Annotated in this window: 13 protein-coding genes; all 13 read right to left on the bottom strand. The window is 48.5% G+C overall.

What is annotated here, in order from left to right; translation table 11 throughout:
• A complete protein-coding gene (astA, locus tag LZP69_RS00290; RefSeq protein WP_234198057.1) occupies window positions 1–1,020 on the bottom strand; it encodes an arginine N-succinyltransferase in 1,020 nt (339 codons plus the stop codon).
• Window positions 1,021–1,141: 121 nt separating this feature from the next.
• Complete coding sequence (locus LZP69_RS00285) at window positions 1,142–2,359, bottom strand: aspartate aminotransferase family protein (protein WP_234198056.1); 1,218 nt, start codon at window positions 2,357–2,359, stop codon at window positions 1,142–1,144.
• A gap of 447 nt (window positions 2,360–2,806) precedes the next feature.
• On the bottom strand, window positions 2,807–3,952 hold the full coding sequence (locus LZP69_RS00280) for an HDOD domain-containing protein (RefSeq protein ID WP_234198055.1): 1,146 nt from the start codon (window positions 3,950–3,952) through the stop codon (window positions 2,807–2,809).
• Window positions 3,953–4,089: 137 nt separating this feature from the next.
• Window positions 4,090–6,567: a S9 family peptidase gene (locus LZP69_RS00275; protein ID WP_234198054.1), complete on the bottom strand. Its 2,478-nt coding sequence runs from the start codon at window positions 6,565–6,567 to the stop codon at window positions 4,090–4,092.
• 127 nt (window positions 6,568–6,694) lie between these two features.
• Window positions 6,695–7,270, bottom strand: coding sequence for an anthranilate synthase component II (locus tag LZP69_RS00270; protein ID WP_234198923.1), 576 nt, complete (start codon window positions 7,268–7,270; stop codon window positions 6,695–6,697).
• Window positions 7,271–7,442: 172 nt separating this feature from the next.
• A complete protein-coding gene (locus LZP69_RS00265) occupies window positions 7,443–7,886 on the bottom strand; it encodes a ClpXP protease specificity-enhancing factor (protein ID WP_234198053.1) in 444 nt (147 codons plus the stop codon).
• On the bottom strand, window positions 7,886–8,515 hold the full coding sequence (gene sspA / locus LZP69_RS00260) for a stringent starvation protein SspA (protein ID WP_234198052.1): 630 nt from the start codon (window positions 8,513–8,515) through the stop codon (window positions 7,886–7,888). The genes LZP69_RS00265 and sspA overlap by 1 nt, the downstream gene beginning before the upstream one ends.
• Before the next feature lie 106 nt (window positions 8,516–8,621).
• Complete coding sequence (locus LZP69_RS00255; protein WP_234198051.1) at window positions 8,622–9,359, bottom strand: cytochrome c1; 738 nt, start codon at window positions 9,357–9,359, stop codon at window positions 8,622–8,624.
• Complete coding sequence (locus tag LZP69_RS00250; RefSeq protein WP_234198050.1) at window positions 9,359–10,573, bottom strand: cytochrome b; 1,215 nt, start codon at window positions 10,571–10,573, stop codon at window positions 9,359–9,361. Before LZP69_RS00250 ends, LZP69_RS00255 begins: the two co-directional genes overlap by 1 nt.
• Window positions 10,573–11,163, bottom strand: coding sequence for a ubiquinol-cytochrome c reductase iron-sulfur subunit (gene petA, locus LZP69_RS00245; protein ID WP_234198049.1), 591 nt, complete (start codon window positions 11,161–11,163; stop codon window positions 10,573–10,575). Before petA ends, LZP69_RS00250 begins: the two co-directional genes overlap by 1 nt.
• Before the next feature lie 334 nt (window positions 11,164–11,497).
• A complete protein-coding gene (gene hflC / locus LZP69_RS00240; protein WP_234198048.1) occupies window positions 11,498–12,376 on the bottom strand; it encodes a protease modulator HflC in 879 nt (292 codons plus the stop codon).
• A gap of 2 nt (window positions 12,377–12,378) precedes the next feature.
• Window positions 12,379–13,515 (bottom strand): FtsH protease activity modulator HflK, encoded by a 1,137-nt coding sequence (hflK, locus tag LZP69_RS00235; protein ID WP_234198047.1) that lies wholly within the window; start codon window positions 13,513–13,515, stop codon window positions 12,379–12,381.
• A 41-nt stretch (window positions 13,516–13,556) separates the two neighbouring features.
• A complete protein-coding gene (gene hflX / locus LZP69_RS00230; RefSeq protein WP_234198046.1) occupies window positions 13,557–14,855 on the bottom strand; it encodes a ribosome rescue GTPase HflX in 1,299 nt (432 codons plus the stop codon).
• Window positions 14,856–14,860 lie beyond the last annotated feature (5 nt).

Genomic DNA, 14,860 nt, shown 5'->3' with positions numbered 1-14,860 from the left:
CTACATGGCTAATACGCGGATTTGATCACCTTGCGCCACCTTGAGCGCATCGGCATATTCCGCCGACAGGTAAACCTCTGTCTGCCCCTCTTCGATGGCAAGATAAGCAGAGGTTGCACGGTAATCCGCTATGTGTGTGTTTGAGATAATAAAACAGCTTTTTGAAGGCTGCATGTCGCCTATTTTGACCGTCAGCAGGCGGCTCTCTCTGACACCGCGAATATCCTCCAGATTGCATTCAACTGTCGGGCCGCCGTCGAAAATATCCACATAACCACGACAACGAAACCCTTCGGCCTGCAACAGACTCAAGGCTGGACGGGTGTTGGTATGCACCTCGCCTATCACTTTCTGTGCCGCCTGGGGCAAGAGACAAACGTAGACGGCATTTTTAGGCATCATTTCCGCCATAAAAGCCTTCTGTCCAAGCCCTGAGAGATAATCGGCCTGGGTAAAGTCGATCCCTAAAAAGTGTTGTTGCAGCCAGCCGTAGAAGGGAGAGTTCCCTTCGCTGTCGCAGCGGCCTCGCATCTCGGCGATAACCGTCTGCCCGAAACGTTCGCTGTGCTGGGCGAGGAAAAGAAAACGGCTGCGGGATAAGATGCGCCCGTTATTGTTTTTGCGAAAAGGCTCACGCAGAAACAGACTGCACAACTCGGCAGAGCCAGTGTAGTCATGGCAGAGCGTCAAGGTTTCCACCTCGTTGCGCACCCCTATCTGCTCAGAGTAGTAGACCTCTGTACCGAGTCGGTAATGGTAAAACGCATCCACCATGCCAACGGCGGCCTCAATACCACAAGTGCCGACCACCTCCCCTATCAGCGTATCCTCCATCACCATCAAATAGCCCTCATCCAGAGGCTTTTCAACCGACTTAGCAAATGAGGCTTCGGCGCGGGCAATTTTGCTGCGAAGCAAGGTTTCGTTGACGGGTAAAGAAGTGAATCCATGCCCCGACTCGACAGCGATCTGATACAGGGCATCGTAATCGCTTGAGCGGATAGGACGGATAACTAACATCTTGGCTCTCCTTAGTTTTACTCAAGCTGCAAAGGCTTGCTTTCACTCAAGCCGCCTTCGCAGATTAAATATGTCTCCTGACAAAAAAGCATAACCTTGAGGGTTATGCTTAATCTGCCCCTTAGCCAGCAATTACCTTGGCAACGGCACGCTCAAAACGTACCAGACCTTCAGCAATGTCGGCTTCTGGGATCACCAGGGAAGGCGCAAAACGGACCACGTTGGCCCCAGCAACTAAGGTCATTAGCCCCTCATCGACGGATGCAGCTAAAAACTCTTTAGCGCGGCCTTTATACTGCTCATTGAGCACGGCGCCCAGCAGTAAACCTTGGCCACGAACTGTCTCAAATACATGATATTTTTCATTAATCTCATTCAAACCCTCGCGGAATAACTGCTCGCGCTGCTTTACACCATCGAGCACTTCTGGGGTGTTAACCACATCGAGTACGGCATTACCAATGGCACAGGCTAATGGGTTACCACCGTAAGTCGAACCGTGGGTTCCCACCTTAAGATGCTCGGCGATCTCGTTAGTGGTCAGCATAGCGGCGATAGGAAAACCGCCGCCTAAAGATTTGGCCGTCGTTAAGATATCGGGCACGACATCGCTGCGCATGTAAGCATAAAGCTTACCTAAACGACCCACGCCGGTTTGCACCTCATCGAAAATCACCAGAGCATTATGCTTATCGGCCAGGGCGCGTACCGCTTTGAGAAACTCGATATCGGCATCAATAATGCCACCTTCACCCTGTAGCGGTTCGAGCATAATGGCACAAGTTTTATCGGATATTTCGGCTTCCAGTGCGGCGATATCGTTGTATGGAAGATGGGTGATGCTCTGAGGCTTAGGACCGAAACCATCGGAATAGGCCGCCTGACCACCGACACTGACGGTAAAGAAGGTGCGACCATGGAAAGCCTGGTCGAAAGCGATTATTTGGTCTTTCTCTGCGCCATACTTTTCCAAGGCATAACGACGGGCCAGCTTTAATGCCGCCTCGTTGGCCTCGGCACCCGAGTTGGCAAAATACACTTTATCGGCGAAAGTGGCATTCACCAGTTTAGTGGCCAGAGCCAGCGCGGGTTCGTTAGTCATCACATTGGACAGGTGCCATAACTTCTCGCCCTGGGCTTTTAATGCTTCGACTAATGCAGGATGACAATGGCCTAAACAGTTAACGGCTATCCCACCGGCAAAATCGATATATTCTTTGCCTTCTTGATCCCAGACGCGGCTTCCTTCCCCTCGAACGGGGATCACTGCAGAAGGTGCATAATTAGGCACCATAACTTGATCAAACTGGGCACGGGTTAGCTGATTATTCACACTCATTCCTGTTATCCTTTCAATTAAACTCGATAGGCTTGAATGCCTATCCGCCCGCTCATTACCTCAGTTGGCATCTTAGCGAACGACGGTTATTTTGTTACCTTAAATGACATTAATAGCGAAAACGTGATCAAAATACCAGTTTCTTACAATCAAGCCTCAGGTTGAAAGCACGATTAATGCATAAAGATTTGTGATTAAGAGTTATACAAGCGTTTACTCTAGTGGTTTCTGGCATATTTAGTCATAAAAAAGTTTATTTGCAACCATTTTTATTAGCTATGCATCAATATTGCATATATAAACATTAGCAGATTGTGAATATTGAAAGAGTTTTGTGAAATGCGCTGACTTTTTATACTCTACATATCACTGCGAAACGCCCAATTTAAATGACGAAAGTGGGATGATTAAAGTGAAATGAGATAACGGAAGTGAAATCAGCTGAAGTTAAATCAGCTGAAGTTTGCGATAATTTTGCTTTTGCAGATGAAATAGCTCCTGCTCGGTTAACCCATGATAGTCGTACATTAATCGCTTCTCTTTGAAAGATATAGCCTCCATCTCATCGAGCAAGCTGACCTTGGCATAGCAACTGGCCCGCGCTACCAGAGCGGCATAGGCTGAAAGATCCTTGTAACTTAGGCTGTTATCCAGTTCGGCCAAGGTTTGGGTTAGAGGGCTTGTCTCAAAGTTCAGCAGCCGCGGCAGTTGCCAATTTAAGCCACCGCCATGGGTGACGACCTGCTGGTATACATATTCGGCAGGAAACTCAGTCGCCAATACCGCGTCGTACAAAGCTCTGTCCTGGCTCTGATTCGCCTCTTTAAGCCAGTTTGACCAGACCTGCTCATACACCTTTGCACTGGCTTTAAGCACCTGGATTAGACCGAGTTGATTAAGCAGAGTGCAACTGAAGGCTAGCGCCGGATTCAGCCCATTGAGTTCGGCTAACGCCTTAGCGGCTATGCCACTTTGCTGGGTGTAACGCCATACCTTGCGCGTCGTCCAAGAGAGGTGCGCCTGCCCCTGGGGTAACCAGTGACGCAGACAAAAATAGGGGATCAAGGTTTGCAGGTTAGCCAGACCGATAAAATTAAGCACGAGTTTACTCTCGGTCACTTTAATCTCGGCGCTATTTTGCCGTCTATGCCGAAAGGCACTGCTGTTCACCACATTAAGGAGATCGCGGCTCAGCCAGGGCAGATCTGTGATCAATAATCTAAGCCGCTCTAAGGCGACATCCGGCTTGTACAGTATATCCAGTAGCAGAAACTGAGTCTCATTGAGCCCGGATTGTGCTAGCAGCTGCTCAGGGGACGCGAGTTGATGATCTAAGGTGGAATGAATAGTCGCACTCAGCTGGGCAGAAATTGAAGAGAACAGCTCCCTGGCCTCACGCTGTTTTGCCAGACGCTCGCGGGCGGCTTCACGCTCAACAGCCAGCTTATGGGCATCCTCTTCGAGCCCGTTATCTATCTCATCAAAGGCGGTCGGCGCGACCTTGCGCTTGCCGACTATCATCTGTTTTAAGCACCTTTGTTCGAGCTCAATAATAATACCGGGACGCACACTGCCCCAACTCGCATTGCCCACAGAAAATCTTCCCCATAAAATTTCCTTTCGTTAGATGCACCTATATTACACAAATCTGCTGCAAGGCCACCAGTGAATAAGGTTTTACCCATAAAAAAGGGCTCATAGTGAGCCCTTTTTGTTGTCTTTTTAAGCTATTACTTTAATTCCTGCTCGAACAGCTTGAAGATACGGCGGTATTCATCCAACCAGCTCGATGGCTGGCGGAAGCCATGGGGCTCAACCGGATAGATGGCCGTTTCAAACATAGGCTTTTCCAACTCGATTAAACGCTGCACCATGCGAACGCTATCCTGGAAGAAGACGTTATCATCGAGCACACCACTCATAATCAGCAGTGGCTTTTGCAAACCCTGGGCGTGTTCAATCGGCGAGCTACGCTCATAGGCTATCGCATCCACATCCGGCGTATTGAGAATGTTAGATGTGTAAGGCGCATTGTAATGAGCCCAATCCGTCACAGGGCGCAGGGCCGCACCAGCCTGGAACAACTCGGGCTCAGTAAACATAGACATAAAGGTGAGGAAGCCACCGTAAGAACCGCCATAGGTCCCGACACGGCTTACGTCCACATTGGCGTTATTTGCCATCCAGTTCACGCCATCTTTTAAATCTTCAACCTCGGGATGCCCCATGTTGCGATAGATAGCGGTACGCCAGTCGCGGCCATAGCCTTTAGAGCCACGATAATCCATGTCCATTACCACATAACCTTGCTGGGTCAGCAGGTTATGGAACATAAACTCACGGAAATAGGCAGAAAAACCATAGTGGGCATTCTGAAGGTATCCAGCGCCATGGTTAAAGATCACCGCAGGGTATTTATCAGCCTTGCTCTTATCGAAGCCTTGAGGCAGATAGACGCGGGCATAGATATCCCCAGCACCATAGCTGGATGGCACTTTAACCACTTCCGGCGCTTGCCAGGGATAGTTAGCAAAGGCCTCGCTGGTATAGTGAGTCAACTGCTTGAGCTCGCCACCTATGGGCTGCACAAACAGCTCATTAGGCTGAGTGCGGCGGGAAGCATTTAACAGCAGCTTAGTGCCATCAGGGCTGAGGGTATAATCGAGCTGACCATCCCAGTTTGTCAGTTGCTCACTCTTACCGCTGGCAATCTCGACCCGGTAAACATTGTCTATACCGGGATGGGCCTTATTGGCTTTGTAATAAATATACTGGGCCTTAGGGCCTAAGGTGATATTGCTGACCACATACTTACCCTGAGTCAGCGCCTTGGCTTTCTCGCCTTGAGCTTTAAGGTAGATGTGGGAAAAACCTGTCTCTTCTGAGAGATAATAGAGGGTGTCAGAGCCTGGCAACCAACCGAACTGGTTATAGTCATAGTTAACCCAGGCATCATCGTGCAGGCGATGCTGAGTGGTTAATCTACCCGAGCTTAGATCCACAGTCGCTAACCAGCGATCTTTGTTATCCATAGCTTCAATCATGAGGGCGAGCTTACCGGCATCGTCCTGCCACTGAATCGCGCTCTGAGACCAGCCCCAATCCTGGATAAGTTGAATCTTACGGGCCGCTTTCTCGCTCTTGTAAGACTCACCTTTCGCCTTGGCATTTTCCGCTTTAACGTCCGCCAGGACATCTTCATCGAAACCTGTCAGGCCTTCGATGCTGATATCACGCTGCTGATGCTGAGCCAAATCCAGCAACACAAAACGTTCACCGGGATGATTATCCTCAGCCACGCGAGCACGGGCAGGCACAGCATCCACATAACCCTGGCTGCCAAGGTAGTTAGGCATGATGTCATGCTCGCTGCGCCAGCTATAATTCTTGTCGATTAACGAGAGTAAGAGATAGCGCCCATCGGGAGAGAGGCTCATCTCTGAGACTCTTTCACTGTCACCTAAATACCAGGCCTGGGGCGCGAAAGTCGGATCGACCCGAGTCAGAGATTCCTGATACTGCTCTTTATCCTCGGCATTTTTTTGCTGCAGCGCGACATAGGCCATCAATCTGTGTTGCTGTTTGGCGATATAGCTCTTAGGTTGCTGCACGCCCTCGGGCGCCTTGACCATCTTGATATCGGCCAGCTGCTCCACCATGCCACTGTCCTGATGGATCCTGAAAACCTGCTCACCCTGCCAGAAGGCAAGATCGCCGTTGACTAAGAAACGAATCCCATCGATACGGCTGTTTTGACGGGTTAACTGGCGAACCTGCCCCGTAGCCAGATCTTTAACAAACAGATTGCCCTGATAAATGTAAGCTTTGCGCTTGTGATCTTTGTCATATACACCACGCTGCTGATCGGCAAGATGCAGCTGGGCCAGCTCTAGCTGAGTCGCGCTAGTCGCATCCAGCGACTGCTGGTAGTAATCACGAATCGCAGCGCTGTGAGACTGACGGGCAAAGTAGACAGATTTGCTGTCATCACTCCAATATTCCCCTTTGGCAAAAATCCCCATCCAGTCTGGATCGGCCATCACCTGGTTAAGAGTCAGCGCCTGATCGACACTCGGCGGGGTTGCCAAAGGTACTGTCGGCGCAGTCTGAGTTACTTGCGCAGTCGTATCTTGAGGCGTAGTGCTACAGCCGCTTAATACAGCTAAGGTCAATATACTTAGACCGAAACCACGAATCTTACCCGTCATCATTTTTCCTTCTCGTTATCCTTTCGGGGCAGCAAGTGCTGCAGAGCAGCGCCTTTTATACCATATAAAACCGATAGATCGGAAAATGTTCTGGGATAATCTTGTAACAGATTGAAAAGGAGAATATTTAGCAGTGGAGCTGAGAAAAATGCTTCAACAGATCCAGCCCCTGTTCGGTCAGGATCGACTCGGGATGAAACTGCACCCCATAAATAGGCAGGGTTTTATGACTCATCGCCATGATCTCGCGCCCGTGCAGCGGATCGTCAAACCAGGCATCCAAGATAAACCCCTCTGGAAGCTGCTCAACAAGCAAGGAATGGTAGCGAGTGACCCGTAGCGGATGATTTAAACCTGCGAACAATCCAGCATTGTTATGTTCAATTAGGCTGGTTTTACCATGCATAACACGTTGAGCCCTAACCACCCTAGCACCGAATACCTGTGCTATGGCCTGATGCCCCAAACAGACACCTAAAATCGGCAGTTTACCGGCAAAGTGTTCTATGGCCGACAAGGAGATCCCAGCTTCATTGGGCGTACAAGGACCAGGAGAGATAACCAATAAATTTGGCTGCAAGGCCGCTATCTCATCTAGGCTTATCTCATCGTTGCGTTTAACCATGACCTCTTGCCCCAGTTGCTGAAAATATTGCACCAGGTTAAAAGTAAAGGAGTCGTAGTTATCGATCATCAAGATCATGCGGCTTAGGATCCGAACTGAGATAAATGGGTGGCGCGATGCTACCACAAAAGCGGGGTTGGATTCACCCATAAGTCGCCCCAGACGAGAGGTAAAAGCACGCTTTCCAGGCAAAAAAATAGCCAGTCATAGACTGGCTATATTGGTAGCATTGACGCCGATTGGCTCTGATTTATTTAATCAGGGTCAAATGACCGCGGCGTTTAGGCTTATCTTCTTCGGCTGCGGCCTCTTCCTCAGCGGCCGGAGTATCCTCGACCACACTAAGACCAACATCTTGCGGCTCAGTCTCGTAGGCTTCCTCCTGATCAAACACTGTACCTGCACCATTTTCACGGGCATAGATGGCGATGATAGACGCCATAGGTAAGATCACTTGTTGAGGCACACCGCCGAAACGAGCATTGAATTCAATAAAATCATGACCAATTTGAAGATTACCGACTGCGCCACTGGCAATGTTCAGCACTATCTGTCCATCTTTCACATATTGCTGTGGAACCTGAGTGCCTGGCACAAAGGCATCGACCACTACATGAGGGGTCAATTCATTATCCATCAGCCAATCATAGTAGGCTTGCAATAGATAGGGACGATTAGGTGTCATAGATTTCATTAGATACCCATGCGCATTTCGCGCTCAGCCTCAGTCAGTGAGGCTTTAAATGAATCACGATCGAAGATGCGTGTCATATAGGCTTTCACTTCTTTAGCCGTGCGGCTGTCTAACTCAATACCCAATACAGGTAGACGCCATAATAGCGGACCTAGATAACAATCGGCCAGACCAAACTCTTCAGCCATAAAATAAGGCATCTCATTGAAGATAGGTGCGATTGCGGTCAGGCTCTCTTGCAACTCTTTACGGGCAGCATCGGCACGATCGCCATTGCGGATACGATCAACCAGAGTGTACCAGTCGTTTTCAATACGGTGCATCATCAAACGCGCCTGCCCACGAGACACAGGGTAAACCGGCATCAAAGGCGGGTGAGGGAAACGCTCATCCAGGTACTCCATAATGATACGTGAATTGTAAAGAACCAGTTCACGGTCAACCAGGGTTGGTACTGTGTTGTATGGATTTAGCTCAATGAGATCCTCAGGCATTTCGTTAGGGTCAACTTGCAGAACATCAACAGTCACTCCCTTCTCAGCCAAGACAATACGCACTTGGTGGCTATATAGATCGTCAGCACCTGAAAACAGGGTCATGATTGAGCGTTTATTGGCAGCAACAGCCATTGATACCCTCCAGAATTTAAATCAAAAGCGAAAAAGCATAAACAAACGAGGGGCAAAGCCCCCCGTTTAGAATATGCGGATAATACATTCTAACCTTTATTGGGGGTTAGTGTACATCTTTCCAGTACTCTTTCTTCAAGAGATAAGCCACGATGAAGAAAATAAACAGGAAGCCCATGACCCACCAACCTAAGCGTTGACGCTCAAGTTTTACTGGCTCCGCCGAATAGGCGAGGAAGCCTGTGATGTCACGCACGACTTGATTATACTCTTCAGCAGTCAGCTTACCACCTGTGGTTACTGTATTACCATGTTCATCCTTAAGAATGACTGGACGACCTGCTTCATCAAGTTTAGCTGTAGCTAGACCTTGCAGCTCTTGCAAAACATGAGGCATACCAACCGATGGGAAAACAGTATTGTTCACACCAAAAGGACGGCTATCATCTTGATAGAAGCTCTTGAGGTAAGTGTATACCCAATCTTCACCACGAACACGGGCAACCAGAGTCAGATCCGGTGGCGCAGCACCAAACCATTTGGCTGCATCCGCATCAGGAATAGAGTTTTCCATCAGGTCGCCGACTTTAGCACCGCCGATAGGCATATACTTATTACGCATATCATCGAGTGAAATACCTAAGTCTTCCGCAACGCGGTTGTAGCGCTGGTACTGAGTGCTATGACAACCTGAGCAGTACTGCTGGAATGTTGCCAGACCACGCTCCAGTGATGCCTTATCATGCAGGTCAACGTTAGCACTTTCTAAGTGCACATGTGCTCCACCGGCAGCGAACGCCAGGGTAGGAACCAATGCGGCTAATGCAATTAGTAATCTCTTCATTAGTGGGTCAACCTCTCTGGTACAGGCTTAGTCTTCTCATTTTTGCTGTATATCCATAGCACAAGGAAGAAGCCGAAGTAAGTCAGAGTAAAGATACGTGCCGCTATCGTTAAGCTTGGTGTCGCAGGGACAGCACCTAAGTAACCTAGTACAACGAAAGACACGGCGAACTGAGCAATATTCAGCTTATGAATCGCGCTGCGGTAGCGAATCGACTTAACCTTACAACGATCCAACCAAGGCAGAACAAAGAGAACGGCAATTGCCAGCCCCATACCCACGACACCTAACAGCTTGTCAGGAATTGCACGCAAAATCGCATAGAATGGAGTGAAGTACCACACAGGCGCGATATGCTCAGGTGTCTTCATCGGGTTAGCGGCTTCGAAGTTTGGCTTCTCAAGGAAGTAACCACCGCCCTCAGGCATGAAGAACAAGACGTAACAGAAGACGATCAGGAAGCCAGCGACACCCATGATATCTTTCACTGTGTAGTAAGGGTGGAATGGAATACCATCTTTTGGCCAGCCATTCTCATCTTTATTCTTCTTGATCTCGATACCATCTGGGTTATTTGAGCCCACTTCATGCAGTGCAATCAGATGCAGGAACACCAGAACCACTAAGACCAGTGGCAGCGCAATCACGTGCAGGGCGAAGAAACGGTTCAAGGTTGCGCCTGACACGACGAAATCACCACGGATCCAAAGTGTCAAATCGTCACCAATCACAGGAATGGCACCAAACAGAGAGATAATTACCTGAGCACCCCAGTAAGACATCTGTCCCCAAGGCAGTAGGTAACCCATAAAGGCTTCAGCCATCAGCACTAGGAAGATCAACATACCAAACAGCCATAACAGCTCTCTTGGCTTCTGATAGGAACCGTAGAGCAAGCCACGGAACATGTGCAGATAGATCACCACGAAAAATGCCGATGCGCCGGTGGAGTGCATATAACGCAGCAACCAGCCATATTCGACATCACGCATAATGTACTCAACAGACGCAAACGCTCCTTCTGCCGTTGGTACGTAGTTCATTGTCAGCCAGATACCTGTCAGTAACTGGTTAACCAAAACCAGCATGGCTAGCGAACCGAAAAAGTACCAGAAGTTGAAGTTGGTTGGCGTAGCATATTGCCCAACATGACGGTTATAGGTGGCCGTCATTGGAATACGGGCATCAATCCAATCAATAATATTCTTAACCATTACGCAGCCCCTTGGTCGACACCGATGATCACGTTGCCGTCATCGATATATTGATGCGGTGGAACAACCAGGTTCAATGGTGCTGGTACGCCCTGGAATACTCGTCCAGCCATATCAAACTTAGAACCGTGACATGGGCAGAAGAAACCAGACGCGACACCTTCAACCTGCTCACCAAAACTATCGGGTAGATAAGTTGGTGAACACCCTAGGTGAGTACATAGACCTACGGCAATGAAATATTCAGGCTTAATTGAACGAACGTCATTCTGCGCATAAGCAGGCTGTTGTTCTTCTTTGGATGCTGGATCACGTAATTTATCGTCGTGCGTTGCAAGCTCTTTTAATACAGCTTCGGTGCGGCGGACAACCCAAACAGGCTTTCCACGCCACTCAACGCGGATCAATTGACCCGGCTCTAATTTACTTATATTTACTTCAACCGGCGCACCTGCAGCTTTCGCTTTGGCACTCGGATTCCATGACTTTATAAAAGGAACCGCTACAGCGACGGCACCAGCACCACCAACTACGGCGGTGGCTGCGGTCAGAAATCTGCGACGTCCGGTATCGACTGGCGCATTGCTCATCCACTTATCTCCAGAGAGTGTTGGAATTTTTGTTTTAAATTTTTAAAAATAAAGGGGGTTTACCCCAAAACGCAAAAATTCAAATTTGAGGCGGGGCTCATTATATCCAAAAACTAGATGCAGATCATAGTAAAACTAGGCACAAAGTTAACTATGACGTTAATTTCTACAATTAAGGAGATAATTCCTAAAGGAAAAGTCGAAAATAAATCTCAATTTAACAGCGAAAGCTGAAAAAAAGACAATAACAACTCGTGCTAAATTAGCACCTTAGATTTATCAAATACAAAAAAGCCCGAACTAGTCGGGCTTTTTCCTTAATGCTTGATAAGCGTTATTTACCTTTAGCTTGCTTCATATATTTGAAGAAATCACTATCGGGCTCAATCACCATGACGTTCGAGCCGCCTTCGAAGCTGGCCTTATACGCCTCTAAACTACGCAAGAAAGAGTAAAACTCCGGATCTTTATTGTAGGCATCGGCGTAAATCTTAGCCGCGATAGCATCCCCTTCGCCTCGTACCGCCAGGGCTTTACGCTCGGCTTCGGCGATCTGGATCTCGACGCTGGCATCGGTTTTCGCACGAATGATTTCAGATTGCTCTTTACCCTGAGCGCGATGCTCTTTGGCAACCGCGGTACGCTCGGCGCGCATACGCTGATAGATACTGGAGCTCACGTTTGCGGGCAGGTTAATCTGCTTAACGCGCACATCAACCACTTCGATACCAAGGTCTTTGGCACTTTCGGATGCATTTTTAAGTGCATCTTGTTGCAGTTCATCACGGCTGCCCGAGACGATATCTTTAATGGTGCGACGACCAAACTCGGTGCGAAGATCATTGTTTATCTTACGTTGCAACAGAGATTCGGCCTGAATTTTATTACCGCCATTTGTCGCTAAGTAATATTTTTCATGGTCGAAGATACGCCATTTCACATAGGAATCGACCATCAGGTCTTTCTTCTCTGAGGTCACAAAACGATCCGCCGCGCCATCCATAGTCTGAATACGAGAATCCAGGAACTTAATGTTGTCGATCAGAGGCATTTTCAGGTGCAGACCCGGTTTATAGATGCGGGTCACGCCATCATCTTTCAAGATCTTACCAAAACGAGACACTATGGCTCGCTCACCCTCTTTCACCACTAACAGTGACGATAGGCCGATTGCGATCAGGATAGCCGCAATAATTACTGATAATCTACCCATGATTAGTTTCTCCCCTGGCGAATGTTATCGCTACGCGAAGGACGTCCATCCATGGGAATCCCAACACTATTCACGACGCTGTTTTTTGCATCATTGGATGAGTCTTGAGAAGTCACATTAGTTTGTTTCGGCGTCTTATTCTGTTCCATCAACTTGTCTAGCGGCAAATACATCATATTGCCGTTACTTTTCGCATCCACTAATACCTTATTCGCACCTGAATAAACTTTAGACATGGCATCAATATAGAGACGATTTCGTGTCACTTCGGGTGCGGCCTGGTATTCAGGCAGCAAACGCTCGAAACGGGCGACTTTACCGCGCGCTTCTAAGATCTCACGCTCTTTATAGGCGTTAGCCTGTTGCTCCATGCGCTGCACTGTACCACGAGCCTTAGGCTCTATCTCACGTGAATAGGCCTCAGCCTCACGGATAAAGCGCTGCTCATCCTCTTGGGCGGCAATCGCGTCATCGAAGGCATCTTTCACCTCTTCCGGTGGACGGGCAGGCAAGAAGTTCACGTCACGGATCTCGATACCTAAGTTATAGCGTTCGATAATACGATTGACTTCATCCCAGGTATCGCGACGAATTTGGTCACGTCCCGTGGTTAAGATGTCATCCATCTTGTTGTGACCAACCACATAGCGCAGCGCGCTGTCGGTGGCTTCACGCAGACTCGAATTGGCATCAACGGCGCTAAAAAGATAACGATAAGGATCGACCACGATATACTGCACATCCAGCTCGACCAGCACGACGTTCTCATCGGCGGTCAGCATGCTGCCCGACGCTGGAATTGAACGAACATTACTCACGTTTACCGGATGCACCTCATCGATAAAAGTGGCCTTCCATTGCAGGCCAGGTTCGACCTGACCAATATATTTACCAAAGCGTAACGCCACGCCTTTTTCGGCTTCTTTGATTGTGTAGAAACCGGAAAGTCCCCACACAACAATGGCGATACCTAAAACAATGACGAATCCTAATGCACTGAATCCACCACCCGATCCTTTACCCCCGAAGCGTTTAGAAAGATTCTTAAACACTTCGTCCAGATCTGGCGGCCCTTTGTCATTGCCATTTTTATTTCCCCAAGGGTCTTGTCCCTTGTTACCGGGCTCATTCCAAGCCATTTAATACTCCGTAGGTGTATGAAATAAAATAGGTTAATAAACTACTCTATTGCAGCTTCTTCAACAATAAAGGTTTCCAACTCTCCTTGGCTCTGCTTAGTTAATCGACGCCAATCGGCCTCTAATAAACGTACAGACAAGATACAGTTCCCCAAATCATCATACTCTTTCTGCTGTATCACATTCAGTCGATAAAACTGACCAAGATAATGTCCAGCCGTCGCTGGGATTTGCAAGGTAAACTCAACGATGGCATTACCAACTATCTTGTTGATCGCCTCCTTGAGCTGTTCCAAGCCGTTGCGCTGTTGAGCCGAAACCCACACACGCGTAGGGACCCCTTCACTATCGTAATCGATCTTAGGACCTACATCTTCCAACAGGTCAATCTTGTTACAGACCACCAGTTGCGGAATCGCATCGGCACCGATCTCTTTGAGCACTAACTGAACTTGTTCGAAGTTATCACCCATGTTGCCATCGGCACAATCGACAACATGCAATAAGAGATCGGCCTCCCTCGTTTCCTGCAGCGTCGCTTTAAAAGCGGCGACAAGATCATGGGGCAGATGCCGGATAAAACCAACGGTATCGGCTAAAATCACCGGTCCGTCTTGTAACTCTAATTTTCTTAAGGTTGGATCTAAGGTGGCAAACAGCTGATCAGCTGCATAGACCTCAGATACGGTCAGCGAATTAAACAGGGTCGATTTACCTGCGTTGGTATAACCCACTAACGACACAGTCGCCAGTTCGCTTCGCTGCCTCGCTCGCCGACTCTGTTCGCGCTGTTTATCAACCTTTTCTAGGCGTTTATTAATCGTCTTGATACGACCACGCAATAAACGTCTATCGGTTTCAAGTTGGGTCTCACCTGGACCACGCAAACCTATCCCCCCTTTTTGTCTTTCAAGGTGGGTCCACCCCCGGATCAGGCGTGTTGACATGTGGCGCAATTGCGCTAGCTCCACTTGCAACTTACCTTCATAGGTACGTGCCCTCTGGGCAAAAATATCTAAAATCAAAGTAGTGCGATCTAACACACGACATTGACAAAGCTGTTCAAGGTTACGCTCTTGCGCAGGACTCAAGGGATGATTAAAAATCACCACATTGGCTTCTGTCGCTGCCACTAAAGCCGCTAACTCTTCTGCTTTTCCTGAACCAACAAAAAACTTTCTATCTGGAGACCGCCGACTTCCCGTGATCACACCTACGGTTTGGGCACCTGCCGACTCTACTAATAGACGAAGTTCAGTGATATCTTCTCTACTGTCTTCATCTGAAAAGTCGATATGGACGAGGACCGCTGCCTCTCCCGCCTCATAGCGTTCAAACAAAAAGC

Origin of the sequence: Shewanella sp. AS1, assembly GCF_021412565.1 — a bacterium.
In the GTDB taxonomy this organism is placed as follows: domain Bacteria; phylum Pseudomonadota; class Gammaproteobacteria; order Enterobacterales; family Shewanellaceae; genus Shewanella.
This window is presented reverse-complemented; position numbering and strand designations above follow the sequence as displayed.

Excerpts from the sequence above, each read along its gene's own strand:
- astA (WP_234198057.1), bottom strand. The coding sequence starts at position 1,020 with ATGTTAGTTATCCGTCCTATCCGCTCAAGCGATTACGATGCCCTGTAT.
- LZP69_RS00285 (WP_234198056.1), bottom strand. The coding sequence starts at position 2,359 with ATGAGTGTGAATAATCAGCTAACCCGTGCCCAGTTTGATCAAGTTATG.
- LZP69_RS00275 (WP_234198054.1), bottom strand. The coding sequence starts at position 6,567 with ATGACGGGTAAGATTCGTGGTTTCGGTCTAAGTATATTGACCTTAGCT.
- LZP69_RS00270 (WP_234198923.1), bottom strand. The coding sequence starts at position 7,270 with ATGATCTTGATGATCGATAACTACGACTCCTTTACTTTTAACCTGGTG.
- LZP69_RS00265 (WP_234198053.1), bottom strand. The coding sequence starts at position 7,886 with ATGAAATCTATGACACCTAATCGTCCCTATCTATTGCAAGCCTACTAT.
- sspA (WP_234198052.1), bottom strand. The coding sequence starts at position 8,515 with ATGGCTGTTGCTGCCAATAAACGCTCAATCATGACCCTGTTTTCAGGT.
- LZP69_RS00255 (WP_234198051.1), bottom strand. The coding sequence starts at position 9,359 with ATGAAGAGATTACTAATTGCATTAGCCGCATTGGTTCCTACCCTGGCG.
- LZP69_RS00250 (WP_234198050.1), bottom strand. The coding sequence starts at position 10,573 with ATGGTTAAGAATATTATTGATTGGATTGATGCCCGTATTCCAATGACG.
- petA (WP_234198049.1), bottom strand. The coding sequence starts at position 11,163 with ATGAGCAATGCGCCAGTCGATACCGGACGTCGCAGATTTCTGACCGCA.
- hflC (WP_234198048.1), bottom strand. The coding sequence starts at position 12,376 with ATGGGTAGATTATCAGTAATTATTGCGGCTATCCTGATCGCAATCGGC.
- hflK (WP_234198047.1), bottom strand. The coding sequence starts at position 13,515 with ATGGCTTGGAATGAGCCCGGTAACAAGGGACAAGACCCTTGGGGAAAT.